This is a genomic window from Actinocorallia sp. B10E7, from assembly GCF_039871655.1.
Taxonomy (GTDB): domain Bacteria; phylum Actinomycetota; class Actinomycetes; order Streptosporangiales; family Streptosporangiaceae; genus Actinocorallia.
Map to the genome: position 1 here is coordinate 93,790 of NZ_JBDPLZ010000005.1, position 25,889 is coordinate 119,678.

Here is a 25,889-nt window from a genome sequence, read left to right on the forward strand (position 1 = left end):
GGGGACATGAGCGAAAGCTCTTTTGGTGCTGTCATCATGGCGGGATGGTCGGGGTAACGGACAGTGCGGTGAAGCGGGACAAGAACGCCATCCTGGGCATCGCCCTGGTCTCGGCGCTCACCTTCGGGAGTTCGGGGATCGCCGCCAAGCCGCTGATCTCGGCCGGGCTGGAGCCGGTGCACGTGGTGTGGCTGCGGATCGCGGGCGCCGCGCTGGTGATGTCGCCGCTGGCCTGGCGGCACCGGGCGCTGGTGCGGGAGCGGCCCGCGCTGCTCGCCGGGTTCGCGCTCCTGGGGATCGTGGGGGTGCAGGCGTTCTACTTCGCCGCGCTGTCCCGGATTCCCGTCGGGGTCGCGCTGCTGGTGGAGTACCTGTCCCCGGTGGTCATCCTCGGCTGGGTGCGGTTCGTGCGCGGCAGGGCGGTGACGGTCCGCGCGGCGCTGGGCGCGGTCCTGGCCGTCGCCGGCCTCGCCTGCGTGGTCGAGGTGTGGGCGGGGCTGGGCTTCGACTCCCTCGGGCTGGCGTTCGCGCTGTGCGCCGCCTGCTGCCAGGCCGGCTACTTCCTCCTGGTCGACCAGGGCCGCCCGGACGGCCGGGGCGAACCCGACCCGATCGGGCTGATCGTCTACGGGTTCCTCATCGGGACGGCCCTGCTGACCGTCCTCGTCCGGCCGTGGAACATGGACTTCGCGGTGCTGAAGGGCTCCGCCGACCTGGGGACGACGCCGGTGCCCGCCCTCCTGCTGCTGGCCTACCTGGTGCTCGTCGCCACGGTCTTCGCCTACGCGACCGGCGTGGTGTCCGTGCGGGGCCTGTCCGCCCCGGTCGCGGGCGTCGTGGCCTGCCTGGAGGCGGTCGTCGCGGTCACGCTCGGCTGGTTCCTGCTGGGCGAGCACCTCTCGGCCCCGCAACTCGTCGGCGGCGCGATGGTCCTGGCCGGGGCCTTCGTCGCGCAGACGACGGCCCCGGCCCGCGCGAAGGATCAGGACGCCGTTGCCATTCCCGACTTATATTGACCGAACGTTCCAGTTATGGATAGGTTCACGGGTATGGCGAGGACGAAGGAGTTCGATCCGGACGCGGTGTTGCGGCGCGCCATGGAGCTCTTCTGGCAGAAGGGCTACGAGGCGACCTCGATGGCCGATCTGGTCGAGCATCTGGGGATCGGCCGGGCGAGCATCTATGCGACGTTCGGCGGCAAACGCGAGCTCTACCTGAAGGCGTACGACCGCTATCTGGAGAGCCGGCCCGACTTCATAGAGCTGCTCTCGCAGCCCGGTCCCGTGCTGCCGGCGGTGCGCACGCTCGTCGAGGGCTACGCGGAGGAAGCGGCGCATGACGAGCTTCGCCGCGGCTGTTTCGTGGTGAACACGGCGGTGGAGCTCGCTCCGCACGACAAGACGCTGGCGCGGCGGGTCGAGGCGAACTGGGACTTCATCGAGACGGCGCTGACCTCCGCGCTGGCGCGGGCGCGAGCCCAGGGCGAGCTGGCGGCGGACAGGGATCCGCGGGCGCTGGCCCGTTTCCTGTTGACCCTGATGCAGGGCATACGCGTGATCGGCAAGAGCTCGGACGACCCCGCCCGGCTGCGGGACGCCGTGGAGCAGGCCCTGTCCGTCCTTTCCTGAGACCCGCCGGCCCCGGTCGGTGTTCTTGCTCGCCCAAATAATGGAATGATCGGTCAATTAAGAGAGGTCGGTTTCATGAACGGCAACCGGTTCCACGGCAAGGTCGTCCTCGTCACCGGCGGCGGCACCGGCATAGGACGTGCCGGCGCCAGAGCCTTCGCCCGTGCGGGAGCAGCGGTCGTGGTGGCAGGGCGGAGGGCCGGTGAACTCGCCCGGACCGTCGAGTTGATCGAGGGGGACGGCGGGCGGGCGAGCTTCGTCACGGCCGACGTCACCGTGGAGGACGATGCCGCGCGGATGGTCGCGACCATCGTGGAGCGGCACGGCGGCCTGGACGTCGCCCACAACAACGCCGGGGTCTTCGGCCAGGCGGCCCCGGTCGCCGAACTCGACACCGACCTGTGGCGGCGGGTCCTGGACGTCAACCTCACCGGGGTCTTCCTCTCGATGAAGCACGAGATCCAGTACATGCGCGCCCACGGCGGAGGGGCGATCGTGAACACCTCCTCGAACATCGGCGCGCACCTGAGGCCGCCCGCGCTGGGCTGCTACGCCGCCTCCAAGGCCGCGGTGAGCGCCCTGACCCGCGCCGCGGCCCGGGACCACATCGGCGACGGCATCCGCATCAACGCCGTCAGCCCGGGTGCCAGCGACGGGCCGATGTCCTCCCTGCCGGGGGAGAGCCGGGAACAGCGCAATGCCCGGCTCGCCCCGACCATCCCGCTCGGGCGGCTCGGCACGCTGGACGAGGTGGCCGCCACCGTGCTCTGGCTCGCCTCCGACGAAGCGGGATTCGCCGTCGGCCACGACCTGGTGATCGACGGGGGCGCCAGCGCCTGACACGGCCGGCGGCCGCGGGCGCCGGGCCGCGAGCTCAGATGACCTCCCAGGGCAGGACGAGGCGGAAGGGGGTACCGAAGGGGTCCTTGACCGCCGCGAGGCGACCCCAGGGGTTTTCCGTCACGCCCTCCTCTTCATGAGCCCAGCCGCCGATGGAGAGGAGGAGGTCCACCGCCTCCTGGGCGTCGGGGACGGCGAAATAGGTCAGCCAGGCGGTGAGGTCGGGGAACTCGATCGAGCCCCGCATTCTCTGCAGGTACTGCTTGTCGTCTTCGTCGTCTTCATCGATTTCCTCGAGGATTCGGGGGAACACGATCGCGGCGACGGTATGGCCGTCGGGGCGCTTCAGATCGCCGTCACGGTTGCTGTAGCCGAAGACCTCCTCGTAGAAGGCCAGGGCACGGTCCTGTTCGGAGGTGTGCAACTCGTTGAAGATGAACGTGTTGTAGCCGTTGACCAGGCGTGTCCCGACGAGTTCACGGCCCTGCCACAGGCCGAAACGCGCCCGAGCACGTCTGCCACCAGAGCCGCTCGGCCGCGTCCCTCGACCTCGTGCGGCTCCCGGAGGATGCGGCCGCCGGCCGCGCTCACCCGCTCGACCGTGCGGTCGCAGTCGTCGGTGGCGAAGAAGACCGTCCACTCCGGCCCGTCGGGCTCACCGGGGCCTTCGCCGAGGAGACGGATGGCCGCGACCGGCAGCCCGTCCAGGAGGCAGAGGTCGTCTTCGAAGGTCCAGCCGAACAACGTTCCGTAGAACTCCCGTGCCCGGTCCGGGTCGGGCACGCTCAGCTCCAGCCAGGAGGGCGTCCCCTCCGGCGGGTCGGCGTCGATTCGTTCTTTCACCCAATCGCTCGTCAGCTCCCACTCGCTCATCAGGCCATGCTCACCGGATGAACGGTTTTCCGTGCCGGTAATCCGGCTCGCGGAAGGAATTCCCGGCCATGACAGGACCGGTGTCCCGGCATGGCCGGGGCACTCTCGCTCAAAACCGCCTCGCCATCACCGGCTGCTTCGCGACGGCTCGTCCTCGATGCGGGACGGCACTTTCCGCAGCCGTCCGGTGGTGTCCTCGATCAGGGTGCAGGCGCACCGTCGCAGCTCCCATCGGATCACCGTGCGGTCCGCCTGCCGCTCGAACTCCAGAGCGCCCGAGCACAGTGCCGCCACGACGGCCAAACCCCGACCGGACTCCGCCAGGCCTTCCACGTCCGTCATGCGCCCCACGGGGGTGCCCAGTAGCCGCTCGATCTCCAGCAGTGCCGGGGCGGAGATCCGCGGGCCGGTGCTTTCCCAAGGGGCCGCACGCTGCACCAGCACGCCTCTCAACCGCCCCGCCCCGTGCGTCACGATCGCCTTCACGGGTCCTCGGCCGCCGTGCTCGGCGGCGTTCGCCAGCAGTTCCGACAGCACCAGTACGCAGTCGTCCCGCAACGGGCAGTCGGACGGCAGCACCTCCCGCAGCCAGGCACGCCCCGTCCGCACCTGCTCCAGATCGGCTAGGAAGACCCGCTCTGCGGCCGAACCGTCTCCCTCGTCCGGCGCACACCACGGCTCCGATGCGGCCGCCGATGGGAAGGCGGTCGTCTCATCCGTCATGCCGCCACCTCGACATCATCGGCTGCTCCGCGACAGTTCGTCCTCGATGTCGGCCTGAAGCGACAGTTCCTCCCGCAGCCGCTCGGCGGTGTCCTCGATCAACGTGCAGGCGAGCCCCCTGCTGTGCTCCTCCTCGCTCAGCCGTCCGCACCCGCGCCGAGTCGCCTTCCACCACCGGGCCGGTCCCGAAAGCCGACTGATGCACCAATTCGGATACTCCTCCGAAAGCCTTTCGACTTCTCGTTCTTCCACATCCGTGTCCTTCGCCTTCTGGTTTCGTTTCCCGCGACCAGACTCACGAAAGCGGCTACGGTGGGCAACGAACCAGTAGCGCACCGGCGTTAACCGGCTCCTTGGTCGGATGAACTCTGTGCCGGTACACCCCGGGGGGCAGCCAGTGACCGCGCAGTCCGAATCCTCGCGAGAGCCTGCGATCAGGGCATTCGCCATCGCCCTCGGCGCCTTCCGCGACAAGGCGGGCATGAGTAAGAAGGAACTCGCCGAGAAGCTCGGGTATACGCCCGCCTACGTCAGTCAGATAGAGGCGGCCAAGAACGTTCCGTCAGCGAAATTCGCCGAGGATCTCAACACCTTGTTCGGCACCGAGGCGTTCGCCGGGCTCTGGCAGAACATCGTTGATGCCAGGAGCAGCGCTCTTCTGCCTCCGGGTTTCGCTGACTATGTTGAGCGCGAAGCCTGTGCATCGCTCATCTATACCTTCGAGTTCAGTGTCATCAAGGGGATATTCCAGACACACGACTACGCTCGTGAGGTTCTGCAATCGGGTAGGACGATGGAGGAGACCGAACAGCTCGTCTCCAAGCGCATGGAGCGCAAGAGCGTCATTTCACGGGAAGGAGCCCCTCAGATCGTAGCCGTGTTCGATGAGGTTGCGATCCGTCGTGTCATCGGTAGCCGTGAGATCATGAAGGCGCAAGTCGGGCACCTTATAGAGGTCGCCGAAATGCCGAATGTTCTTCTACAGGTCGTGGATGCGGACCAGGGCGCGTATCCCGGAATCAACGGATCATTTACGATCATGGAGTTCGATGAGGCATCCGCCGTGGTCTATGTGGAAGGGCATGCCGGTGGGACCCTGACGGATAACTCTGTGGCGGTGCGAGAGCACAGACTAAGCTTTAACTTGATAAGAGCGGCCGCCATGCCTGCTGACGAGTCTCTGAAGTTGCTTCGTACCGTATGGGAGAGCTTGTGAAAGTCTCGGATCTGTCCATCCTTCACTGGCGTAAGAGCACCTACAGCGGAACCACAGGTGGGGATTGCGTTGAGCTCGCGGACCTGGCTCCTGTCATCGCCGTGCGGGATTCCAAGAACCCCGATGCTCCTCACCTGGCGTTCGGGCGGGCGGCGTTCGGCAAAGTTCTGAAGGAAATCCGCTCAGGTCGTCACGACCTGTAGTGCCGGTAGCGTTGCGGCCGGACGGCGATCTCCTACCGGCACGGGGTGATGCATGGACCAGCAGTTGAACCTGGTGACGCTGGGCGTCGGGGACTTGCGGGTCAGCCGCCGGTTCTACAGTCGGGGCCTGGGCTGGACACCGCTGCTCGACCTGGACGAGATCGTCTTCTATCAGGTCGGCAAGGGGCTGGCCCTCGCGCTTTTCCCTCTGGCCGATCTCGGCGCCGACACGGGACACGCGGCGACGGCCGGTACACCGTTCACCCTCGCGCAGAACCTCGGCTCACCCGCCGAAGTGGACGCGGCCATGCGGCGGGCCCGCGAGGCGGGAGCGACCGTCCTCAAAGAGCCGCGACACGCGGCGTTCGGCGGCTACCACGGCTACTTCGCCGACCCCGACGGCCACCGCTGGGAGGTCTGCCACAACCCCGGCTGGTCCGTCGCGGCCGACGGCACCGTGACCTTGGCGGCCATCGAGCCACCGGACACGGAAGACTGACGCTCGTCCCCCGCTCACGACGTGTCGTCGACGCTGATCAGAAGTCCATGAGAACGGCCGGGTCGAAGGTGACGGGAAGGGGCTTGTCGGCTTCGATCTCGGCTGTGACGAGGAAGCCGACACCGGTCGGCAATGCGACGGACGTATAGGTCTCGCCGTGCAGGGCGAGTCTGTGGACCAGCGGCGTCGGCGTGTGCTCGACGATCCAGTACTGCGGGATGCCCGTGGCCGCGTAGTCCGCCACCTTGCGCACCCGATCGGTGCGCTCGCTGCCGCTGCCGGGTGAGATGACCTCGGCCAAGAGCAGCACCTCACGTCCCGGGATCACTTTCGGTGACTCGTCGACGATGGCCGCCCGCGCGACCTCGCGGGGAACCATGAACACATCGGGTTTCCTGATCCCCGCCGGTGTGCTCATCTCCCACTCGCCGCCGTCAAGGACGAGCACGTCGGCCCTGGCCTCACGCACCGCCGCGTCGAGCAGCCGCGCCAGAGCACGCATCACCCAGTTGTGCCGTGCGTCGGCGGCCCTCTCGATCAGCCACCCGTCCTCGAGCTCGAAGCCCTTTCCATCATCGGGAAGCTCACGCAGGTCAAGGACGGTGTACGGCCCGAACCTCTTATCCTGAGCCACGTTCCGCTCGCCCTGTCTTCCTCCTGGCCATCGCGGTGGGCTCTCTGATGGTAACTCTCCGCACACCGGATCGGCTCCGTAGCTCACCGTGCACAGGAAGCCATGAAAGAGGAGAGACTCCTCTGGAAAGGGTCTCTGGCGTCGGCCGGATCTCAGATGACGTCCCAGGGTTCTATGAGGCGGAAGGGGGTGCCGAGGGGGTCCTTGACGGTGGCGATGCTGCCCCAGGGGCATTCCATCGGGCTCTGGGAGTAGGCCCAGCCGCCGGCCTCCTGTAGGCGTTCCACCGCCTTGTGCGCGTCGTCGACCGCGAAGTAGGTCAGCCAGGAGCCGTGGCCGGGCAGGTGGAGGGAGCCGTCCGACTTCACCAGGTGGTTCCGGTCGTTCTCGGTCGGCTCGTCGTCCTCCTCTATGACCTCGTGGGGGATGATCGAGGCCACAGTGTGTCCGTCGAGGCGCACGAGGTCGCTGCTGGAGCTGGAGCCGGACGGGAGGTAGTCGAAGATCTCCTGGTAGAAGGCCAGCGAGCGCTCCCCGTCGGTGGCGGGGAGCTCGTTGAAGATGAAGGTGCCATAGCCGTTGACGAGCCGCGTTCCGGGGAGTTCCCGGCCCTGCCATAGGCCGAAGCGGGCTCCGGTGGGGTCGGCCGCCAGTGCCGCTCTTCCCCGGTCGCCGTCCTCGTAGGGCGGCCGGAGGACCCGCCCCCAGGCCGCGTTCACCCGCTTGGCCGCCTGGTCGCAGTCGTCGACGGCGAAGAAGACCGTCCACTCGGGCCCGGGAACCTCCTCGCTGGGGGTGCGGATGGCCGCCACGGGCAGGCCGTTGAGGAGGCAGAGGTCCTCCTCGAAGGTCCAGCCGAACATCTCTCCGTAGAACTCCCTGGCCCGATCAGGGTCGGGGACCGTCAGCTCAAGCCAGGAAGGGGTGCCTTCCGGGGGGTTGGCGTCGACACGGTCGAAATCTGCTTCGCTCATGGGGCCATGTTCTTCGCCCCGAGCAGTTTTTCGCGGCCTCGACCCGCGTCGCGGGAGGAATTCCCGGTCAGGACGGGACAGGAGTCCCGGACCTTCGGGTTCGCGCAGCTCAGAATGCCATCTCCATCAGCGTGGCGCGGTCAGGGCCGGGCCGTCCGCGGACCCGGCCGATCAGATCGGTCACCGCAGGAGCTCGACCGCACGCGCGACGACTTCGCTCTTCTCGAAGGCGAGGTTCTCGCGAGCAGGCGGCGCGTCGCGGAGGAGATCTGGAAGAACAGGCTGATCACGTTCCTCGACCAGCACCCCGCTGCGGAGGCCGAGCTCACGGCCTGGTCGTCGTCGCCTTCCGCGACGAAGGCGACGAAGGGCGCTGATGGGTGTTCCGCGGCCCGGACAGGGGTGTGGACACCGGCTCCTGGGGAAGTCGGCGGTTCATCGAAGTCACCGCCTTCGGAAGCCCGAACTTGATAAGTTCAATTGGGTGTCGGTTTGGGTTATCAAATTCTGGATGGCGGGGGGCCACCTTGGCGGGGCGGGGGCGACCGAGCAGGAGCACCGTGTACGAGCGGCTGAGCAGGGCGCTCGCGGAGCTTGATGACCGATACGGCGGTCTACCGAATCCACATGAAGCCGAGCAGGTCTGGTCTGAGATCTGGCATGAGGAGGCGCATCACTCGACCGCGCTGGAGGGCAACACCCTGGTTCTCCGCGAGGTGCAGACCCTCCTGGATCAGGGGCGCGCGGTCGGAGCCAAGCCGCTGCGGGAGTACAACGAGGTCCAGGGCTACGCGGAAGCGGCGCGCTGGGTCTACGGACAGGCGCTGGAACCCGATTCCTGGCATGACGGCCGCCTGATCACCATCAACGAGATCCGACACATCCACACCATCTCCATGACGCCTGTCTGGAACATCGCTCCGCCGCCCGAAGCAACAGAGCGGGAGAGCCCCGGGAACTTCCGCGAGCACGACATCGCGCCGTTCGCAGAAGGCATGACACCGCCGGCATGGCCGCTGGTCCCCTCTGAGATCCAGCAGTGGAGCGAAGCCGCCTGCGCCCTGGGCGAGAGGATCGAGTCCGGTGAGGTGGGCGATCGGCCCCTCCCGGAAGAGCTCGCGAAGATCCATAACTGGTTCGAACGCATTCATCCGTTCCTCGACGGTAACGGGCGCACCGGCCGGCTGGTGCTCAACCTGACTCTCGTCCGCCTGGGCTATCCGCCGATCATCATCTTCAAGCGTCAGCGAGCCGGTTACCTGGCGGCGCTGCGCCGGGCCGACGCCGGAGACTTCGGCGCGCTGGGCGAGTTGATCGCCCGCGCGATGGAGGACAACCTCAATCGGTTCATCGTTCCCAACGTGGCAGGGCCGGCACGGCTGGTCCCGCTCACCGCTCTCGTCGATGAGGAGTTCTCGCTCGCGGCATTGCGGCAGGCGGCACAGCGCGGCCGCCTGAACGCGGTTCAAGGAGCCGACGGGATCTGGAGATCCTCGCGGAAGTCGGTCGAGGCCTACCGAGCCACCAAGCACTCTCGTCGCCGGGTGGATCGGTCTTAGATCGGCGAAGCACCTCGGAGTCGTCGGGTGCGTCTGTGCCTTCAGGCCTCCCTCTGCTCGGGCATGCGGCCTCGGCTCGGGGGAATAACCGGATGAAAGGTCATGGGGTGGCCTCGGTAGACTCGACGGGTCAAGCCGCACCCCGATCTACTGAGGAGCGCCCCTACCGTGGCTCTTGTCGTGCAGAAGTACGGCGGCTCCTCCGTCGCCGACGCGGAATGCGTCAAGCGGGTAGCCCAGCGCATCGTTGCCACCAAGAAGGCCGGAAACGACGTCGTGGTCGTCGTCTCCGCGATGGGCGACACGACGGATGAGTTGATCGACCTGGCCCAGGAAGTCTCCCCGCTGCCGCCCGCGCGGGAGCTGGACATGCTGCTCACCGCGGGTGAGCGGATCTCCATGGCGGTGCTCGCCATGGCGATCGCCAACCTGGGGCACGAGGCCAAATCGTTCACCGGCTCGCAGGCCGGTGTGATCACGGACAGCTCCCACGGTAAAGCGAAGATCATCGACGTGACGCCGGGGCGGCTCCGCAACGCCCTCGAGGACGGCTCGATCTGCATCGTGGCGGGGTTCCAGGGGGTGTCGCAGGACACCAAGGACATCACCACGCTGGGGCGGGGCGGGTCCGACACGACGGCCGTCGCGCTGGCCGCGGCGCTGAACGCCGACGTCTGCGAGATCTACACGGACGTCGACGGCGTGTTCACCGCCGACCCGCGGATCGTCCCGGCCGCCCAGAAGATCCCGAGGATCTCCTACGAGGAGATGCTGGAGCTGGCCGCGTCCGGGGCGAAGATCCTGCACCTGCGGTGCGTCGAATACGCGCGCCGCTACAACATTCCGATCCACGTGCGGTCCTCGTTCAGCCAGAAGGAAGGCACGTGGGTCGTCGCGAGCACTGAGGGGACCGAGGTGGAGCACGCGATCATCTCCGGCGTCGCGCACGACCGGAGCGAAGCCAAGATCACGGTGGTGGGGGTTCCGGACCGGATCGGCGAGGCCGCCGCGATCTTCCGGACGCTGGCCGAGGCCGAGATCAACCTGGACATGGTCGTGCAGAACGTGTCGGCGGCCTCGACCGGCAGGACCGACATCTCCTTCACGCTGCCGGGCGCGGACGGGCAGACCGCGCTGTCCTCGCTGAACAAGGCGCAGGAGAAGATCGGCTTCGAGTCGCTGCGGTTCGACGACCGCATCGGCAAGATCTCGCTGGTGGGCGCGGGCATGCGCTCCCACCCCGGCGTCTCCGCCACCTTCTTCGGCGCGATCGCGGACGCGGGCGTCAACATCGAGATGATCTCCACCTCGGAGATCCGGATCTCGGTGATCGTCGGTCAGGACGACGTCGACACCGCGGTCCAGGCAGTGCACAGAGCTTTCGACCTCGACGCCGACCAGGTCGAGGCAGTCGTCTACGGAGGTACCGGCCGATGAGCCGCAAGCCCACTCTGGCCGTCGTCGGCGCGACCGGCGCCGTCGGCACCGTCATGCTCGACATCCTGTCCAAGCGCGAGGACGTCTACGGCGAGATCCGCCTGGTGGCCTCGCCCCGCTCGGCCGGCAAGAAGCTGACCGTCCGCGGCGAGGAGGTCGTCGTCCAGGCGCTGGCCCCCGAGGTCTTCGACGGCGTCGACATCGCGATGTTCGACGTCCCGGACGAGGTGTCCGCGCAGTGGGCGCCGATCGCCGCCGAGCGCGGCGCGGTCGCCGTCGACAACTCCGGGGCCTTCCGGATGGACCCGGACGTCCCGCTGGTCGTGCCCGAGGTGAACCCGGACGCCGCCAAGGCCCGCCCGAAGGGGATCATCTCCAACCCGAACTGCACCACCCTGTCGATGATCGTCGCGATGGGGGCGCTGCACCGCAAGTACGGGCTCGCCGAGCTCGTCGTCGCCTCCTACCAGGCCGCGTCCGGCGCGGGCCAGGAGGGCATCGACACCCTGTACTCGCAGCTGGAGAAGGTCGCGGGCAACCGCTCGCTGGGCCAGCGCGCGGGTGACGTGCGGGCCGTGGTCGGCGAAGAGGGGCCGTTCCCGGCGCCGCTGGCGCTGAACGTCGTGCCGTGGGCGGGCTCCCTCAAGGACGGCGGCTGGTCGTCGGAGGAGCTCAAGGTCCGCAACGAGTCCCGCAAGATCCTGGGCCTGCCGGACCTGCGGGTCAGCGCGACCTGCGTGCGGGTCCCGGTCGTCACCACCCACTCGCTGGCCGTGCACGCGGTCTTCCGGCGGGAGGTCGACCAGGCCGAGGCGCAGGCCGTCCTGGCCTCGGCGCCGGGCGTCGTCCTCAGCGACAACCCCGAGGCGCACGAGTTCCCGACCCCGAACGACGTCGTCGGCACCGACCCCACCTGGGTCGGCCGGGTCCGCCGCTCCCTGGACGACCCCAAGGCCCTCGACCTGTTCCTGTGCGGCGACAACCTGCGCAAGGGCGCGGCGCTGAACACCGCCCAGATCGCCGAGCTCGTCGCCACCGAGTTCACCGCCTGATCCTCGGGTTCTCCGACGGCCCGCTCCCCGCGCACGGGGGCGGGCCGTCGCCATTTCGGGAATGTCGGCGGATCTCCGTAAGCTCGGCTTGCCCCCGCCAGGGTCAGGGAGATCAAAGGAATGAGCAGGCAGACGGACTATCTCGAGCTCTCGAAGCGGGGTACCACCCCGAGGTTCTACGAGGTGGAGCGGTCCGGCGCACGGGTGACGGTGACATACGGGCAGGTCGGGAAGGCCGGACGGACCAGGACCACCGAGTTCGACACCGAGCGGAAGGCGATCGCCGACACCGCGAGCAAGCTCAACGACAGGTTCTACGCGGGGTACGTGCGGGCCGTGCGGGGCATGGGGCCGAAGCCCACGCCGGCTCCCGTCCTCTGGCGGATGTCCGGCATCGCGCGCACGTACGGGCTCTTCGTCGACGACCGGCACTGCTGGGTCGGCGACCAGCGGGGAGAGGTGTCCAAGGTCCGCCACGACGGGACGGTCTCCGACCGGTTCCGGCTGCCCGGCGGAGTGAGGTGCATCGTCGCCGACGGCTTCTGGGTCTACGCGGGCTGCAACGACGGCAGGGTGTACGACCTCGGCGGCAAGGTGCCCCGGGTCGCGTACGAGATCGCCGAGAACACCGAGATCTACTGGCTCGACGTCAACGACGGCATGCTCGGCGTCTCCGACAAGACCGGCCAGGTCACCCTGATCGACCACGAGGACGAGTCCCAGTGGTCCCGTAAGAGCGGCGGCAGCGCGGCCTGGATGGTGCGCTGCGACGAGGAGGGCCTCTACTGCGGCCACTCCCGGGGCGTCAGCCGTTTCCGGATCGAGGACGGTACCCCCGTCTGGAGCACGGCCCTGCCGGGCGGCGTCCTGTTCGGCTGGCAGGAGGGCGCCATGGTCTACGCGGGGACCGAGAACGGCAAGGTCTACCAGCTCGCCAAGGACACCGGCCGGGTGGAGACGATCTACTCGTGTGACGCGTCGGTCTTCTCCTGCTCGACCACGCCCGGCGGCGGCCGCATCTTCGCCGCCGACAACATGTCGTCCGTCTACTGCTTCGACCGGTCCGGCGTCCGCCTGTGGAAGGTCGCCACCGGCTGCGGCTCGGCGTATTCGATGCAGTACTTCGACGGCAGGCTCTACCTGGCCACCACGATGGGCGCCATGGTCTGCGTCGACGTCTCGGAGGAGGCGCTCCAGGCGGCAGGGGCGGGCAGCGTTCCCCAGGTCGTGGACGTCAAGACGGCCGACGCTCCGGCCGTGGTCGAGCCCACCACCGTCCTGGAGAGTGCCGCCTCCGCCGAGGAGGGGGTCGTCCTGGAGTGCTTCGAGGAGGGCTCCCGGTTGCGGGTCCGAGCCGTCTCCTCCGGCTACGACTCCACCTGGAACGTCCAGTTCCCCAAGGACATCCGCGAACCCGGTACCCGCTACCTGGTAGAGGGCGTCCGTCCCGCCCTCCGGGGCGGCTTCTACCGAGCGTACGGCGACATCCGCCGCCTGAGCTGACCGTCCGACGTCCTGTCGCCGACGGCCCGGCCCCTTGTTCACCGGGGGCCGGGCCGCCGGTGTCCGAGGAATGTCAGTGGCTCTTCCTAAGCTCGGGGCACCCCCCGATCAAGGAGAAGCGGAATTGAGCGCGCAGACGGACTACCTGGAGCTCTCGGAGGACGGCGGCAGCGCCCACAAGTTCTACGAAGTGGTGCGGTCCGGCACCCGGGTGACGATCACCTACGGGCGGATCGGCGCCCCCGGCCAGGCCAAGACCACCGAGTTCGCGACCGAGGCCAAGGCGGTCGCCGCCGCCGCGAAGAAGGTGGGCGAGAAAGTCCGCAAGGGGTACGCGCCGGCCGTCCGCGGGGTCCGGCAGGCGCGGTCGGTGACCCGGCGCCCGGTCGCCAGCACCCGCTCCACCGCGCGCCAGGCCCCCGTCCTGTGGCGTTTCGCCAGCGGCGCCCCGGCGTTCGGGATCTTCGTGGACGAGGAGCGCTGCTGGGTCGGCAACGAGAGCGGCGACGTCTTCACGCTGCAGCACGACGGCACGGTCTCGGGCCGGTTCCGGCTGCCCGACGGGGTGAAGTGCATCGTCGCCGACGACTTCTGGATCTACGCCGGCTGCGACGACGGCAGGGTGTACGACCTCAGCGGCAAGGTCCCCCGGGTCGCCTACGAGATCGCCCAGGACGTCGACATCTACTGGATCGACATCCACGACGGCACGCTCGGCGTCTCCGACGTGCAGGGCCGGGTCACCACGATCGACCACGAGGACGAGTTCCAGTGGGCCCGCAACAACGAGGGCGACTCGGCGTGGATGGTCCGCTGCGACACCGACGCCGTCTACTACGGCGACTCGTGGGGCGTCACCCGTTTCGACGCCGGTGACGGCACCCCCCTCTGGCGCAGGGAGCTGCGCGGCTCCGTGCTGTTCGGCTGGCAGGAACGCGACTCGGTCTACGCCGGGACCAGCCGCAACGAGGTCCACCAGCTCGCCAAGGACAGCGGCGCGGTCGAGGCCGTCTACCGGTGCGACGCCACCGTCTACTCCTGCGCCACCGCCCCGGACGGACGCTACGTCTTCGCGGGCGACAGCTCCTCCTCGATCTACTGCTTCGACCAGTCGGGCGACCGCCTGTGGAAGCTCGGCACGGGGTGCGGTTCGGCGTTCTCGATGCAGTACCTCGACGGCCGGCTCTACATCGTCACCACGAACGGCACCCTCGCCTGCATCGACGCCACCGAGCAGGCGATCCTGGCCGCGCAGCAGGGCTCCCTTCCCCAGGCCCGGGACGTCAAGGCGGCGGCCTCGCTTCCCGTGGTCGAGCCCACCGTCGTCCTGGAGACCGCGGATTCGGCCGACGGCGGCATCGTCCTGGAGTGCTACGAGGACGGCTCCCGCCTGAGGGTCCGGGTCGTCTCCTCCGGTTACGACACCACCTGGCGGGTCCAGTTCCCCAAGGAGATCCGCGAGCCCGGCGCCCGCTATCTGGTCGACGGCGTCCGCCCGGCCGGCCGGGGCGGCTTCTACCGCGCCTACGGAGACATCCGCCGCCTCCGCTGATGTTCCACGTGGAACATCGCGCGGCGGCCCGAACAGGGGCCGGGCCGTCGCGCCGGATCAGCCTGTGGCAGAAGACACGATTCACCGTTCGCGGTGGGATAGACAGGAGCCATGAGCGACGAGAGGTGGAAGCAGCGGTTCCGGGCTGCGCGGGTGAGCCTGCCGGGGTGGGCGCGCGAGGCTCCGGAACGGTCGGTCTTCCGTTCCAATGCCAGCGGCACCTGGGAGATCTACACCTGGGACCGGGAGACGGGGGAGCAGCGGCAGGCGACCAGCCGCCCCAACGGGACGCTGATGGGCGGGCTCGACCCGTACGGGCGGGAGCTGTGGTGGTTCGCCGACAGCGACGGCGACGAGTTCGGGGCGTGGATGAGGCAGCCCTTCGAGGGCGGCGAGGCGGTGCCCGCCACCCCGCTGGAGCCGTCCTACCCGGCGGGTCTCGCGCTGGGCCGCAGCGGCCGGGTGCTGGTCGGGCGGAGCGGGCGGCACGGCACGTCGGTGCACCTGCTCGACCCGGGCCGGGAACCCGTGACGATCTACGAGCACGCGGAGAACGCCTATCTGGGCGGTCTCTCCCGCGACGAGAACCTGATCGCGATCGGGCACAGCGAGCACGGTGACAGCCGGCATCCGGCGCTGAAGATCCTGCGCCCGGACGGTTCGGTGGCGGCCGAGCTGTGGGACGGGCCCGGCAAGGGCGTCGGCCCGTCGGGTTTCTCCCCGGTGGAGGGCGACCCGCGGCTGCTGGTCGACCACGAGCGCCGCGGCAAGGAGGAGCTGCTCCTGTGGAACCCGCTCACCGGCGAGGAGCAGGAGCTGGTCTTCGACCTGCCGGGCGAGGTGGGCGCGAGCTGGTTCCCCGACGGGAGGAGCCTGCTGGTCTCGCACGGCTACGAGGCGCGGGACGAGCTGTTCCGCTACGACCTGGAGTCCGGCGAGCTGGAGCGTATCGACACCCCGCGCGGCTGTCTCGGGGGCGCCACCGCCCGTCCGGACGGCACCGTCGAGTACAGCTTCACCTGCGCGGCCGAGCCCCCGGTGATCCGTTCCACCACGGGCGCCGTCGTGCTGACCCCGCCCGGGGATGCGGCCCCGCCGTCCGTCCCGGTGGAGGACCTCTGGGTGGAGGGCCCCGGCGGCAGGATCCACGCGCTGGTGTCCAAGCCGGAGGGCGAGGGGCCGTTCCCCACGGTCTTCGACGTGCACGGCGGCCCGACGGCCCAGGACGTCGACGCGTTCAACCCGGGTACGGCGGCCTGGGTCGACCACGGGTTCGCGGTCGTCCAGGTCAACTACCGGGGTTCCACCGGTTACGGCTCGGCCTGGCGGGACGCGCTGGAGGAGAAGGTCGGCCTGATCGAACTCGAGGACGTCAAGGCGGTCCGGGACAAGGTCGTCGAGACGGGGCTCGCCGACCCGGAGAAGCTGGTGCTGGCCGGCGGTTCCTGGGGCGGCTACCTGACGCTGCTGGGCATCGGCACCCAGCCGGACGACTGGTCCGTCGCGGTCGCCGCGGTCCCGGTCGCCGACTACGTCGCCGCCTACGAGGACGAGATGGAGGCGCTGCAGGCCTTCGACCGCTCCCTGTTCGGCGGCTCCCCCGAGGAGGTGCCGGAGAAGTACCGCGAGTCGTCACCGATCACGTATGTCGAGGCGGTGAAGGTCCCGGTGCTGATCCTCGCAGGGGAGAACGACCCGCGCTGCCCGATCCGTCAGATCGACAACTATCTGGCGCGGCTCGGCGAGCTCGGCGTCCCCCACGACGTCTACCGGTACGACGCGGGCCACGGTTCGCTCGTGGTGGAGGAGCGCATCAAGCAGGTGGAGGCCGAGATCGGCTTCGCCAGGAAGGCGCTGGGCCTGGGCTGAGCGCCGGTCAGGCGCGGACGCTGCGGATGATGTCCACCAGTTCCCGGGTGACCGACCGGAAACCCGGGAGCCGGGACATCCCCACCATCTTGGTGACGAGCGGGACCGTCCGGTCGACCAGCAGGTAGGTCTTGCGGCAGCCGGGCGAGCCGTCGTGCACCCAGTACAGGACGATGCCCATGGAGTACAGCCACAGCAGTTCGGGCAGTTCCTGCTGGAAGTCGGGGTCGAGCCGGAGGTCGGTCGCGCCGTCCACGACGTTGCGGTAGAGCGCGACGGCGGCCTCCCGGGAGGGGCCGGACTCGGAGCTGAACGGGCTGAGCGGGCTGGTCGGCTCGGCCGCGAGCTTGAAGAACTTCCCGGCGAACTCGTGGTACGGGACCATCGTGTCGACGCGGGCGCGCAGCACTCCCAGCAGCCTTCTGGCGAACTCCTTCTCCCGGGCGAGGACGGCCTCGCAGGCGGCGTTGTGCGACTCCTGCAGCTCGTCGTAGTAGGCCTGGACCAGTTCTTCCTTGGAGCCGAAGTAGTAGTAGGCGTTCCCGACGGAGACCCCGGCCTCCTTGGCGATCGCCCGCATGGTCGTCGCGTCGTAGCCGCGTTCCCGGAACAGCCGCAGCGCCGTGTCCACGATCAACTCTCGGGTCTGTTCCGACCGACCGATGGCCTTGGGCTCGCTCACCCCCCCACTTTAGGCGGACCGTCCCCTCCGCCGTCTGCGTCACTTCACGCCGAACGGCCGGGGTGAGGCTTCGTCGAGGGGTCAGGCGCCGCTGGAGGCGCCGGGCGTGCCGGGGCTGCCTTCGCGGAGGGCTTCCTGCCACATGCGCCGGTCGAAGGGGCCGGGGGCGGTGTCGCGGAGGAAGGCGGTGATCAGGTCGGCGAAGCGGGCGGGGTCGTGGTGGTGGGGGAAGTGGCCGGCCCCTTCGAAGATCTCCAGCCTGCTGCCGGGCAGGGCCTGCTGGGCGCGCCGGGCGTGGGCGGCGGGGATGATGGTGTCGCGGGAGCCCCAGATGATGAGGGTGGGGAGGTGGCGGGCCAGGTAGCTGCGGTCGAGCATGGTGATGGCCTGGCCGCCGGGGTCGGCGGCGGCGCGGACGGTGCGGAGGAAGGCCTTGCGGGCGGTGGGGTCGGCGAGTTCGGCGTAGCGGTTCAGGGCGTAGTCCAGGTCGGGGCCGAGGCCGGCGCCGCCGAGCAGGCGCAGCGCGGGGGCGGTCGCCAGGACGGCGTTGCGCAGGGGCGGGGCGGACAGGACCTTCAGGGCGGGGCCCGCCCCCGGAAGGGTCGCCAGCCGGAACACGGCGTGCATCTCGGGGCCGATGCCGGCGCTGGAGACCAGTACGAGGCGTTCGCAGCGTTCGGGGAACTGGTAGGCGAACTGCATGGCGACGCCGCCGCCGAGGGAGTGTCCGACGACGCTGACCCGGTCGACGCCCAGGACGGCGAGGAGGTCGCGCATGCCGCAGGCGTAGGCGGCGACGGCGTAGTCGGCGCGGGGTTTGTCGGACCGGCCGTGGCCGAGCAGGTCGGGGGCGATGACGGTGTGGTGCTCGGCCAGTGCGGGCAGGACGGGCAGCCAGGTCTCGGAACTGTCGGCGATGCCGTGGATCAGCAGCAGGGGCGGCCCGTCGCCGAGCATGCGGAAGGCGCGGCGGTAACCATGGATCTCGCGGAACTGCAGGTCCCCGGTCATGTCCGCAGACTGCTGGGAGCGCGTTTCGTGTCTGCTTCATCCCGGTTATCGGGTTGTGACGGCTGGTCAGAGGACAGGCAGGTTCCGGTCAACCCGCCTTGAAGCCGGCCCTTCGGGCCGGCTTCCCGCTGGATATGCCATCGCCGTTTCAGTCCTCCGCGGGCCGGTCCACGTCGAAGGGGGCGCTGCCGTCGCCGATCTCGGGCGGGTGCGGGGTGGGGATCCAGCGGGCGTTGGACTCGGGGACGAGCGTGCCGTGGACGACCCGCGAGACCCGTTCGATGCTCGTGATCCCGTACTGGAGGGAGGGGTTGTCGTGGGTGAGCACGGCGATCATGTAGTCCCGCCGCTCGTCGCCGAATATCCCCAGGCTGTGGACACGCCATCCGTGGGTGGCGCGGGGAAGCCAGCCGTTCTTCACCCGCACCTTGGTCTTCGAGGAGACCCCGGCGGGGGTACCCCACCGCTGCCCGCGCACCACCTGCGACATGAGCGCCAGCAGGTGGCGGCGGGATTCGCCGGTGAGGACGTCGCCCTTGCGGGTCAGCATGATCAGCAGCCGGAGCTGGTCCACTGCGGTGGTCCGGGTGAGCCCCCAGTGGCCGCCGGGGTCGAGCCGGGTGGCGCGCATGCCCACCGCGTCCAGGAGGCCCTGGACGCGGGCGCGGCCGAGCCGCCGCCACAGCGCGGTGGCGGCGTCGTTGTCCGAACGGGTGATGGCGGCGCGAGCCAGGGACCTCTCCCGCGCGGTCAGTTCGCGCTTCTGCTTCTGGGCGGTGCGCAGCAGCGCGGCGACGATGGTGACCTTGACCGTGCTGGCCGAGTCGTAGTGCCGCCCCGTGCCGTAGTAGCAGCCGATTCTGTGTTCGCGGTCGTACAGCGCGAACGACATGGTGCCCGACCGGCCTCCGACGGCCTTGCGCAGCTTCGTCTCCAGCCGTTCGGCCCGCTTCGGGGAGTGCTCCGAGGAACAGTTGAGCCAGTTGCGCGGCTTGGCGGACGCCTGGCCGGGCACGGCGACGAAGAGTCCCGTCGCAAGGGCTCCGGCGGCGGTCCCGGCGACGGCGGTACGGCTGATGGCGCGGAACACGGGCATCCGCCTCCCCAAGGCAGTCGAGATGATCACTCTATGGCCGCGGAGTCGAAGACAGGAGCCGCTCGGCGAGGAATTCCGGCCAGGTCTGGCTGCCTCCGGGAGCGGAGGCCAGGTGCAGCCCCTCCCGGAAGGCGCGGCCGGTCTTGCCGGGGAGGCGCACCGGGATCAGCGGCCGCCGCTTCCCGGTGATCTCCATGTAGGTGCGGGCCAGGTCCTTGGTGCCGCGGACCTCCGGCCCGCCCAGGTCGGGGACGCGGCCCGCGGGTTCTCCGAGGGCGAGTTCGGCGAGCCGCGCCGCGACCTCGGCCGCGGCGACGGGCCGGCAGGACGTCCGCGACGGCACGATGTAGGCGGGGCCCCTGCTCATGGCGTCGAAGAAGCGGGCGACGAACTCGTGGAACTGGGTGGCGCGCAGGATCGTGTACGGCCGCCCGGAGGACTCGATCATGCGTTCCACGGCCAGCTTGGTGCGGTAGTAGGAGTAGGGGTGGCGGTCGATCCCGACGATCGAGATGTAGACGAGGCGGGCGTCCGGCCGCGCGGCCTTCAGCAGCCCCCGAGCCTGCGCGACGTCCGCTCCCTTCTTGAACGGGTCGCTGGCCAGGTGCACGATCGTGTCGGCCTCCGCCAGGACGGCCGGTCCCTCGGCGAGATCCCCCGCGTGCCAGGTGACGCCTCCTCCTCGCCGGGCTCGACGGCTGAGCCCGTGGACGTCGGCGCCGTCCCGCACCAGCCGCCGCACCAGCGGCGTTCCCAGGGTCCCGGACGCTCCGGTCACGATGATCATCGTGTTCTCCTCTCAGGGGTCTTCGTCAGAGGAGAACCGGACAGGGCTCAGGAATGTGACAGCCGTCGGGCGAGCAGACCGAGTTTTTCGGGATTCAACACCGTCCGAAGCCCGGTGAGGCCCTCTTCGCCCACCTCGAACACCGTGGCGGTGAACGGAGCCCCCTCCCCGAAGGTGATCAGGGCGGGCTCCCCGTTGAGCTCGGTCAGGACCGCCTCGGCCCCGTCGAGCCTGCGCACGAGACCCAGGACGTACCGCAGCACCCTGTCCCGTCCGGTGATCGGGCGCAGCGCGGCGCTGGTCCTGCCTCCGCCGTCGGACCAGGCGGTGGCCTCGGCGGCGAGCAGCGAGGTGAGCCCGTCGACGTCCCCTTCGAGCGCGGCGGCCAGGAACCGCTCGACCAGCCGCCTCTGCTCCTCGGGCGAGGGCGTGAACCGGGCCCCGTCCCCCAGCCGGCGCCGTGCCCTGCTGTGCAGTTGCCGCGTGTTGGCGTCCGTGAGGTCGAGGAATCCCGCGATCTCGTGATGGGAGTACCCGAACGCCTCCTTGAGCACGAACACGGCCCGCTCGGCGGGGGTGAGCCGCTCCATCAGCGTCAGCAGCGCGTACGAGACGCTGTCCCGCAGTTCCACCGGATCATCGTCGGTGAAGACGGGTTCGGGCAGCCATGGCCCGACGTAGGACTCCCGGCGTACCCGGGCCGAGGCCAGCTCGTTCAGGCAGAGGTTGCTCACCACCTTGGTGAGCCAAGCCCGCGGATGCTCGATCTCTCCGGCCCCGGCCCACCGGATGTAGGCCTCCTGCACGAGGTCCTCGGCGTCCTGGCGGGAGCCGAGCATCCTGTACGCCAGCCCGGTCAGCCGAGACCTCTGCCGTTCGAAGGTTTCGTCGACCTCGTCCACGCCGTCCACCCTAAGCTCCGCCGTGTCCCAGGAATCCGGCCACGGCGGCCCGGCCACGAGCCGTTCCGCGCGGCGGGGCCGCTCACCGGATCTCGGCCCGGATCTCGGCTGCGGTCCGCTCGGGGTCCTCGACCTCCACGACCAGCCGTCGGTAGTCCGCGCCCTCCAGGTCGATGACCAGGGAGCCGGCCGGGTCCCGCACGTCCCAGAAGTCCTTGCCGCCGCGCGACCGGTAGGTCCCGGCGGCGATGACGCCGGGAAAGTAGGTGCCGGGCGAACGGAACCCGGCGGGGGTGCGCGGCGCGCCGACCTCGACCCGCCGCACTGCGGCCAGTGTTCCTCGAATCACTCAACTATGATTTAGTCAACTGCGATTGAGTAGGTGCCTGGAGTAGAGGCGCGTGGTGGCGGTCAAGCCAGAGCATGTGTTCGACAGGGCTCGTGCGACGCGATCGGCCACCTGTTCACCGAGGTCCGCGACAGGCCGATGGCCGTGGTCATCGACGAGTTCCCTTTCCTCGTCCGGGCGTCGCCTTCGCTGCCGTCGATCATCCAGCGGGAGCTGGGGCCGGGAGGCTCCGGCCGGTCGAGCCGGGTCAGGTTGATCCTGTGCGGCTCCGCCATGTCGGTCATGGGTGGGCTTCTTTCCGGCCAGGCTCCGTTGCGGGGCAGGGCGAGCCTGGAACTGCTGGTCAAACCGTTCGGTTACCGGGACGCCGCGGTTTTCTGGGGCGTCGAGGATCCGCGTCTCGCGGTCCTGCTGCATGCGGTGGTCGGTGGCACCCCCGCGTACCGGCGGGAGTTCGTGGCCTATGACGCACCTGACGGGCTGGACGACTTCGACGGCTGGGTGACCCGCACGGTCCTGAACCCGCAGAGCCCCCTGTTCAGGGAAGCCCGATATCTCTTGGCGGAGGAGACCGAGATCCGCGATCCGGGTCTGTACCACTCGGTGCTCGCAGCCGTAGCGCAAGGCAACACGACTTACGGCGGGATCGCGAACTATGTGGGACGCAAGACGCCGGAGATCGCCCACCCGCTCAACGTGCTCGAAGATTGCGCCCTGCTGGCCAAGGAGCCCGACGCCTTCCGCAGCGGCAGGAGCACCTATCGGATCATCGAGCCGCTCGTCACCTTCTACCAGGCGATCATGTGGCCTGACTACGCGCGGCTCGAGGCCGGGCGGGAAACGGAAGCGGTGTGGCGCGACCAGCGCGCGACCTTCGACAAGTGTGTGGTGGGCCCGCACTTCGAAGAGCTCTGCCGTGAGTTCGCACTCCAGCCGGAGGCGCGGGAGTTCCTCGCGGAACCGCCAGGTGAGGTGCGTTCCGGCGTTGTCAACGACCCGGCTTCCAAAACGCAGATAGAGATCGACGTGGTGGTGTTCGGGCCCCGGCACGCTGACGCGCCCCGGCGGATCCTGTCGCTCGGCGAGGCCAAGTGGGGCGAGCGGATGGGGCACGGCCACGTCGCGAGGCTCGCCCGGGCCCGTGACCTGCTCGCGGCCAAGGGCTACGACGTGAGCGACACGGTGCTCGCCTGCTACTCGGGCGCGGGATTCACCGAAGAGCTGCGTGCCGACACCCGCTCGGACGCCGTGCTCATAGGGCTCGACCGGATCTACGCGTCCTGAGGTGCGCGGCGAGCCGGCGCCGAGGGGCGCCGGCGCCGGACCCGGTGCGCTCCTCCTGCGACACGCGGGTCAGGGGAGGGACAGGCGGAAGATCTTCTTCCAGGTGGAGGTGATCTGGGCGGCGAGGGTGTCGGTGGTGTAGGGCAGGTCGTACTTGTCGCACAGGTCCCGGACGCGGGGTGCGATCTCCGCGTAGCGGTTGCTGGGCAGGTCGGGGAAGAGGTGGTGCTCGATCTGGTGGCTGAGGTTGCCGGTGGCCAGGTGCATCAGCGGGCTTCCGGAGATGTTGGCCGAGCCGAGGATCTGGCGGACGTACCACTCGCCCTTGGTCTCGTCCTTCAGCTGGCCGGGCGGGAAGACCTCGGCCCCGTCGGGGAAGTGCCCGCAGAAGATGACGAGGTTCGACCAGACGTTGCGGACGATGTTCGCGGTGAAGTTCGCGGCCAGGACGGGCAGGGCGGCGCCGGTCGGCAGGGCCAGCAGCGGGAAGGCCACGTAGTCCTTGAGGACCTGCCTGCGGACCTTGCGGCCGATGGCCTTGAGCTGCTCGCGAGTCTCGGAGAGGGGCTTTTTGCCCCGGCGGACGTTCTCGACCTCCAGGTCGTGCAGCGCGACGCCGTACTCGAAGAACATCGCCAGCAGCGCGGCGTAGACGGGCTGGCCGATCCGCCACGGCGTCCACCGCTGCTCGGGGGTCATGCGCAGGACGGCGTAGCCGATGTCGCGGTCCTTGCCGACGATGTTGGTGTAGGTGTGGTGGATGTAGTTGTGGGAGTGCTTCCACTGCTCGGCGGGCGAGGTGTTGTCCCACTCCCACGTGGTGGAGTGGATCTTCGGGTCGCGCATCCAGTCCCACTGGCCGTGCATGACGTTGTGCCCGATCTCCATGTTCTCCAGGATCTTGGCCGCGGACAGCGCGGCGGTCCCGGCGACCCAGGCGGGCGGGAACCAGCCGGCGAACAGGACGGCCCGCCCGCTGAGCTCCAGGCCCCGCTGGAGCTTGATGACGTTGCGGATGTAGCGGGCGTCCTTCTCTCCGCGGGAGGCCAGCAGCTCCTCACGCAGCGCCTCGAGCTCGGCGCCGATGGCCTCGATGTCCTCGGTGGTGAGGTGCGAGGTGGACGGGCTGAGCGGACGGGTCTTCTTCGACTCGGGGGGCAGGGTGGCGGTGCTCATCGAGGTTCTCCCTCACGGGTGGGTTTACAGGTCGATTTCGCAGGGGCCGGCGGGGGCGGAGACGCAGGTCTGCACGAGGTCGCCCGGATCGCCGTGGACCTGCCCGTTGCGCAGGTCGCGGACCTTGCCCGAGGTCAGCTTCCCGACGCAGCTGAAGCAGATCCCCATGCGGCATCCGCTGGGCAGCAGCGCGCCGGCCGACTCTCCGGCCTCGAGAATCGAGCCGCGGGTCTGCGCGGTGACGCCGCTGCGGGTGAAGGTGACCTCGCCGCCGTCCCCGACGGCCGTCTGGGTGAGACGGAACCGCTCGGTCTTGACGGTCGGATAGCGCTCTTCGAGGGCCCGAAGCATCTCTTCGGGGCCGCAGGCGTAGATCTGGCGTTCGTCCAGGTCGGGGACGAGCGTCTTCAGCGCGGACGGCTCCAGACGTCCTTGTTCGCGGGTGTGCCGTTCGATGTACCGGAGGCCGTCCACGCGCCGCAGTTCGGCGCCGAAGATGACGGACGGGCGTGACGGCGCGCTGTGGATGAGCACCGCGTCGCGCACTCCGGCGCGGAGCATGGCCATGACCGGGGTGATGCCGCTGCCCGCGGTGATGAACAGCGGTTTCACCGGTTCGGGCGGCAGGACGAAGTCGCCTTCGGGTTCGCCCAGGGCCACGATCGTGCCGGGGCGGGTGCGGTGCACCAGGTGGTTCGACACCAGGCCCTGCGCCTTCACGGTGATCTCCACCGTGCCGGGTTTCCCGGAGAGGGAGTAGCTGCGCCAGTGCCGGACGCCGTCGATGTCGACGCCGACGCGCAGCCACTGGCCGGGGCGGTGCTCCTTCCAGCCGAGGCCGGGCTTGATGGTGAGGGTGGCGGCCTCGGCCGTCTCCCGGCGGACGCCCACGATCCGGCCGCGAGTCTCGCTGGTCGACCAGAGCGGGTTGAACAGGCTCAGGTAGTCGTCGGGGAGCAGCGGGGTGGTGAGGGTGGACAGGACGCGGGTCAGGGCGGTCATCGAAGCCTCCGAATAACTTACGCTTACGTAACCGTAACCACTGGATCCCGGGAGCCGTCACCCCCGCGAGCTGTGCGATCCCTCACAGCCGGTCCCTACACTGGCCCGATGCGCAACCGGGTCATCGCGGCTTTCTTCTGGTCGCTGCTCGCACTGCTGGTGCTGCTGGGAGAGATGGCGAGCTTCATCGCCCACGGGCAGAAGGACCAGGTCGTCTATTTCACCAACCAGAGCAACGTCTACCTGGGAATCGTCGCCGCGCTCACCGGATGGCGGCTATGGAGCGGGCGACGAGAGTTGCCCCCGCCGGTACTCACTTCGGCCATACTCTTCATCTGCATCACCGGGCTCATTTACAACGTCGTCCTCGCGCCCACCGCCGAGCCCAAGCACGGATTCGCCGCCTTCAGCAACGCGGTCCTGCACATGGCCACACCCGTCCTGGGGCTGCTCGGCTGGCTGGCGTTCGCGCGGCACGGGGCTCTGCGTTACGTCCATGCGGCCATATGGCTCGTCTACCCGCTGGGCTATTTCGCCTTCGCCATCATCCGTGGGATGTTCGTCACCTCCGGGGACCTGCGCTACCCGTATCCGTTCCTGGACGTGCTGGAACTCGGCTACGCCGGTGTGGTGGTGAACGCCGTCACCTATGCGGCGTTGTTCTTCGTCCTCGGATCGCTCCTGGTGACGATGGACAGGATGCTCGGAAGGATCGGGAGCAGAGTCCCTGGTGAGGGGGGACACGCCGACGTTAACGTTCCCCACGTAACGCCGATACCGAAGAGGTGAAAGATGCGCAGGCTCGCTCTGTCCGTGGTCACGCTCGCGGTGGTCGCGGGTGGTCTCACCGCCTGCTCCGAGAAGGAGCGCTGGTGCGAGCACGACGCCACCGACACCGTCGTGGACAACAGCTACTGTGAGAAGAAGACTTCGGGCTACGAGTGGGAGGAAGAGTCCTCGGGCAGCACGAAGGTGAAGACGAAGAAGTCGAAGAAGGCGAGCAAGTGAGAAGCCCCGCCTCGCCGGACGCGAGGCGGG

Annotated in this window: 29 protein-coding genes; 15 read left to right on the forward strand and 14 right to left on the reverse strand. The window is 69.2% G+C overall.

What is annotated here, in order from left to right; all coding sequences use genetic code 11:
• Positions 1–44 precede the first annotated feature (44 nt).
• The 3 genes from ABGB12_RS18165 (at position 45) to ABGB12_RS18175 (ending at position 2,468) form a co-directional block, all read left to right on the forward strand.
• Entirely contained in the window at positions 45–1,016 is a 972-nt protein-coding gene (locus tag ABGB12_RS18165) for an EamA family transporter (RefSeq protein WP_347679369.1), read from the forward strand.
• Between the two features lie 33 nt (positions 1,017–1,049).
• Positions 1,050–1,628: a TetR family transcriptional regulator gene (locus ABGB12_RS18170; RefSeq protein WP_347679371.1), complete on the forward strand. Its 579-nt coding sequence runs from the start codon at positions 1,050–1,052 to the stop codon at positions 1,626–1,628.
• Positions 1,629–1,703: 75 nt separating this feature from the next.
• On the forward strand, positions 1,704–2,468 hold the full coding sequence (locus tag ABGB12_RS18175) for a glucose 1-dehydrogenase (protein WP_347679373.1): 765 nt from the start codon (positions 1,704–1,706) through the stop codon (positions 2,466–2,468).
• A 34-nt stretch (positions 2,469–2,502) separates the two neighbouring features.
• Here ABGB12_RS18175 and ABGB12_RS18180 read toward each other — a convergent pair whose 3' ends face one another.
• From ABGB12_RS18180 to ABGB12_RS18195, 4 genes are all read right to left on the reverse strand, one after another.
• On the reverse strand, positions 2,503–2,892 hold the full coding sequence (locus ABGB12_RS18180; protein ID WP_347679375.1) for a VOC family protein: 390 nt from the start codon (positions 2,890–2,892) through the stop codon (positions 2,503–2,505).
• A complete protein-coding gene (locus ABGB12_RS18185) occupies positions 2,814–3,341 on the reverse strand; it encodes a VOC family protein (RefSeq protein WP_347679377.1) in 528 nt (175 codons plus the stop codon). Before ABGB12_RS18185 ends, ABGB12_RS18180 begins: the two co-directional genes overlap by 79 nt.
• A gap of 126 nt (positions 3,342–3,467) precedes the next feature.
• Positions 3,468–4,064, reverse strand: coding sequence for an ATP-binding protein (locus ABGB12_RS18190; protein ID WP_347679379.1), 597 nt, complete (start codon positions 4,062–4,064; stop codon positions 3,468–3,470).
• Positions 4,065–4,079: 15 nt separating this feature from the next.
• Positions 4,080–4,316 (reverse strand): hypothetical protein, encoded by a 237-nt coding sequence (locus ABGB12_RS18195; RefSeq protein ID WP_347679381.1) that lies wholly within the window; start codon positions 4,314–4,316, stop codon positions 4,080–4,082.
• Positions 4,317–4,461: 145 nt separating this feature from the next.
• Between ABGB12_RS18195 and ABGB12_RS18200 the strand changes: the two genes are divergently transcribed.
• From ABGB12_RS18200 to ABGB12_RS18210, 3 genes are read left to right on the forward strand one after another with little or no spacing between them, the layout of a single operon-like run.
• On the forward strand, positions 4,462–5,280 hold the full coding sequence (locus ABGB12_RS18200; RefSeq protein ID WP_347679382.1) for a helix-turn-helix transcriptional regulator: 819 nt from the start codon (positions 4,462–4,464) through the stop codon (positions 5,278–5,280).
• Positions 5,265–5,483, forward strand: coding sequence for a DUF397 domain-containing protein (locus tag ABGB12_RS18205; protein ID WP_347679384.1), 219 nt, complete (start codon positions 5,265–5,267; stop codon positions 5,481–5,483). Before ABGB12_RS18200 ends, ABGB12_RS18205 begins: the two co-directional genes overlap by 16 nt.
• 52 nt (positions 5,484–5,535) lie before the next feature.
• Positions 5,536–5,982 (forward strand): VOC family protein, encoded by a 447-nt coding sequence (locus ABGB12_RS18210; RefSeq protein WP_347679386.1) that lies wholly within the window; start codon positions 5,536–5,538, stop codon positions 5,980–5,982.
• A gap of 37 nt (positions 5,983–6,019) precedes the next feature.
• Here ABGB12_RS18210 and ABGB12_RS18215 read toward each other — a convergent pair whose 3' ends face one another.
• On the reverse strand, positions 6,020–6,616 hold the full coding sequence (locus ABGB12_RS18215) for a Uma2 family endonuclease (RefSeq protein WP_347679388.1): 597 nt from the start codon (positions 6,614–6,616) through the stop codon (positions 6,020–6,022).
• Between the two features lie 152 nt (positions 6,617–6,768).
• Complete coding sequence (locus ABGB12_RS18220; protein WP_347679390.1) at positions 6,769–7,590, reverse strand: VOC family protein; 822 nt, start codon at positions 7,588–7,590, stop codon at positions 6,769–6,771.
• Between the two features lie 560 nt (positions 7,591–8,150).
• On the opposite strand from ABGB12_RS18220, the gene ABGB12_RS18225 reads away from it, so the two are divergent.
• The 6 genes from ABGB12_RS18225 to ABGB12_RS18250 all read left to right on the forward strand — a co-directional run bounded on the left by ABGB12_RS18225 (position 8,151) and on the right by ABGB12_RS18250 (position 16,562).
• Positions 8,151–9,149, forward strand: coding sequence for a Fic family protein (locus ABGB12_RS18225; RefSeq protein ID WP_347679392.1), 999 nt, complete (start codon positions 8,151–8,153; stop codon positions 9,147–9,149).
• Between the two features lie 168 nt (positions 9,150–9,317).
• Positions 9,318–10,586 (forward strand): aspartate kinase, encoded by a 1,269-nt coding sequence (locus ABGB12_RS18230; RefSeq protein ID WP_347679394.1) that lies wholly within the window; start codon positions 9,318–9,320, stop codon positions 10,584–10,586.
• Entirely contained in the window at positions 10,583–11,638 is a 1,056-nt protein-coding gene (locus tag ABGB12_RS18235) for an aspartate-semialdehyde dehydrogenase (RefSeq protein WP_347679396.1), read from the forward strand. Before ABGB12_RS18230 ends, ABGB12_RS18235 begins: the two co-directional genes overlap by 4 nt.
• 120 nt (positions 11,639–11,758) lie before the next feature.
• Positions 11,759–13,141, forward strand: coding sequence for a PQQ-binding-like beta-propeller repeat protein (locus ABGB12_RS18240; RefSeq protein WP_347679398.1), 1,383 nt, complete (start codon positions 11,759–11,761; stop codon positions 13,139–13,141).
• 124 nt (positions 13,142–13,265) lie between these two features.
• A complete protein-coding gene (locus ABGB12_RS18245; protein ID WP_347679400.1) occupies positions 13,266–14,693 on the forward strand; it encodes a WGR domain-containing protein in 1,428 nt (475 codons plus the stop codon).
• A 111-nt stretch (positions 14,694–14,804) separates the two neighbouring features.
• Entirely contained in the window at positions 14,805–16,562 is a 1,758-nt protein-coding gene (locus ABGB12_RS18250; RefSeq protein ID WP_347679402.1) for a prolyl oligopeptidase family serine peptidase, read from the forward strand.
• Positions 16,563–16,569: 7 nt separating this feature from the next.
• On the opposite strand, the gene ABGB12_RS18255 is transcribed toward ABGB12_RS18250, so the two are convergent.
• The 6 genes from ABGB12_RS18255 to ABGB12_RS18280 all read right to left on the reverse strand — a co-directional run bounded on the left by ABGB12_RS18255 (position 16,570) and on the right by ABGB12_RS18280 (position 21,389).
• On the reverse strand, positions 16,570–17,244 hold the full coding sequence (locus ABGB12_RS18255; RefSeq protein ID WP_347679404.1) for a TetR family transcriptional regulator: 675 nt from the start codon (positions 17,242–17,244) through the stop codon (positions 16,570–16,572).
• Between the two features lie 81 nt (positions 17,245–17,325).
• A complete protein-coding gene (locus ABGB12_RS18260) occupies positions 17,326–18,255 on the reverse strand; it encodes an alpha/beta fold hydrolase (RefSeq protein WP_347679406.1) in 930 nt (309 codons plus the stop codon).
• A 148-nt stretch (positions 18,256–18,403) separates the two neighbouring features.
• Positions 18,404–19,351: a serine hydrolase gene (locus ABGB12_RS18265; RefSeq protein WP_347679408.1), complete on the reverse strand. Its 948-nt coding sequence runs from the start codon at positions 19,349–19,351 to the stop codon at positions 18,404–18,406.
• A 31-nt stretch (positions 19,352–19,382) separates the two neighbouring features.
• Complete coding sequence (locus ABGB12_RS18270; protein ID WP_347679410.1) at positions 19,383–20,138, reverse strand: SDR family oxidoreductase; 756 nt, start codon at positions 20,136–20,138, stop codon at positions 19,383–19,385.
• A 47-nt stretch (positions 20,139–20,185) separates the two neighbouring features.
• Complete coding sequence (sigJ, locus tag ABGB12_RS18275; protein ID WP_347679411.1) at positions 20,186–21,040, reverse strand: RNA polymerase sigma factor SigJ; 855 nt, start codon at positions 21,038–21,040, stop codon at positions 20,186–20,188.
• Positions 21,041–21,122: 82 nt separating this feature from the next.
• On the reverse strand, positions 21,123–21,389 hold the full coding sequence (locus ABGB12_RS18280; protein ID WP_347679412.1) for a hypothetical protein: 267 nt from the start codon (positions 21,387–21,389) through the stop codon (positions 21,123–21,125).
• 138 nt (positions 21,390–21,527) lie between these two features.
• Between ABGB12_RS18280 and ABGB12_RS18285 the strand changes: the two genes are divergently transcribed.
• Complete coding sequence (locus tag ABGB12_RS18285; protein ID WP_347679414.1) at positions 21,528–22,673, forward strand: ATP-binding protein; 1,146 nt, start codon at positions 21,528–21,530, stop codon at positions 22,671–22,673.
• A gap of 69 nt (positions 22,674–22,742) precedes the next feature.
• Here the strand turns inward: ABGB12_RS18285 and ABGB12_RS18290 are convergent, their stop codons facing one another.
• Positions 22,743–23,849, reverse strand: a complete 1,107-nt coding sequence (locus ABGB12_RS18290; protein ID WP_347679416.1) for an acyl-CoA desaturase — start codon at positions 23,847–23,849, stop codon at positions 22,743–22,745.
• 24 nt (positions 23,850–23,873) lie between these two features.
• Positions 23,874–24,851: a ferredoxin reductase gene (locus ABGB12_RS18295; protein ID WP_347679418.1), complete on the reverse strand. Its 978-nt coding sequence runs from the start codon at positions 24,849–24,851 to the stop codon at positions 23,874–23,876.
• Positions 24,852–24,959: 108 nt separating this feature from the next.
• Between ABGB12_RS18295 and ABGB12_RS18300 the strand changes: the two genes are divergently transcribed.
• Positions 24,960–25,640, forward strand: a complete 681-nt coding sequence (locus ABGB12_RS18300) for a Pr6Pr family membrane protein (protein WP_347679420.1) — start codon at positions 24,960–24,962, stop codon at positions 25,638–25,640.
• Positions 25,641–25,643: 3 nt separating this feature from the next.
• Positions 25,644–25,859, forward strand: coding sequence for a hypothetical protein (locus ABGB12_RS18305; RefSeq protein WP_347679422.1), 216 nt, complete (start codon positions 25,644–25,646; stop codon positions 25,857–25,859).
• Positions 25,860–25,889 lie beyond the last annotated feature (30 nt).

Coding starts and splice junctions, on each gene's coding strand:
- ABGB12_RS18165 (WP_347679369.1), top strand. CDS start 45: ATGGTCGGGGTAACGGACAGTGCGGTGAAGCGGGACAAGAACGCCATC.
- ABGB12_RS18170 (WP_347679371.1), top strand. CDS start 1,050: ATGGCGAGGACGAAGGAGTTCGATCCGGACGCGGTGTTGCGGCGCGCC.
- ABGB12_RS18175 (WP_347679373.1), top strand. CDS start 1,704: ATGAACGGCAACCGGTTCCACGGCAAGGTCGTCCTCGTCACCGGCGGC.
- ABGB12_RS18185 (WP_347679377.1), bottom strand. CDS start 3,341: ATGAGCGAGTGGGAGCTGACGAGCGATTGGGTGAAAGAACGAATCGAC.
- ABGB12_RS18190 (WP_347679379.1), bottom strand. CDS start 4,064: ATGACGGATGAGACGACCGCCTTCCCATCGGCGGCCGCATCGGAGCCG.
- ABGB12_RS18205 (WP_347679384.1), top strand. CDS start 5,265: ATGGGAGAGCTTGTGAAAGTCTCGGATCTGTCCATCCTTCACTGGCGT.
- ABGB12_RS18210 (WP_347679386.1), top strand. CDS start 5,536: ATGGACCAGCAGTTGAACCTGGTGACGCTGGGCGTCGGGGACTTGCGG.
- ABGB12_RS18220 (WP_347679390.1), bottom strand. CDS start 7,590: ATGAGCGAAGCAGATTTCGACCGTGTCGACGCCAACCCCCCGGAAGGC.
- ABGB12_RS18235 (WP_347679396.1), top strand. CDS start 10,583: ATGAGCCGCAAGCCCACTCTGGCCGTCGTCGGCGCGACCGGCGCCGTC.
- ABGB12_RS18240 (WP_347679398.1), top strand. CDS start 11,759: ATGAGCAGGCAGACGGACTATCTCGAGCTCTCGAAGCGGGGTACCACC.
- ABGB12_RS18250 (WP_347679402.1), top strand. CDS start 14,805: ATGAGCGACGAGAGGTGGAAGCAGCGGTTCCGGGCTGCGCGGGTGAGC.
- ABGB12_RS18260 (WP_347679406.1), bottom strand. CDS start 18,255: ATGACCGGGGACCTGCAGTTCCGCGAGATCCATGGTTACCGCCGCGCC.
- ABGB12_RS18265 (WP_347679408.1), bottom strand. CDS start 19,351: ATGCCCGTGTTCCGCGCCATCAGCCGTACCGCCGTCGCCGGGACCGCC.
- ABGB12_RS18270 (WP_347679410.1), bottom strand. CDS start 20,138: ATGATCATCGTGACCGGAGCGTCCGGGACCCTGGGAACGCCGCTGGTG.
- ABGB12_RS18285 (WP_347679414.1), top strand. CDS start 21,528: ATGGCCGTGGTCATCGACGAGTTCCCTTTCCTCGTCCGGGCGTCGCCT.
- ABGB12_RS18290 (WP_347679416.1), bottom strand. CDS start 23,849: ATGAGCACCGCCACCCTGCCCCCCGAGTCGAAGAAGACCCGTCCGCTC.
- ABGB12_RS18295 (WP_347679418.1), bottom strand. CDS start 24,851: ATGACCGCCCTGACCCGCGTCCTGTCCACCCTCACCACCCCGCTGCTC.
- ABGB12_RS18300 (WP_347679420.1), top strand. CDS start 24,960: ATGCGCAACCGGGTCATCGCGGCTTTCTTCTGGTCGCTGCTCGCACTG.
- ABGB12_RS18305 (WP_347679422.1), top strand. CDS start 25,644: ATGCGCAGGCTCGCTCTGTCCGTGGTCACGCTCGCGGTGGTCGCGGGT.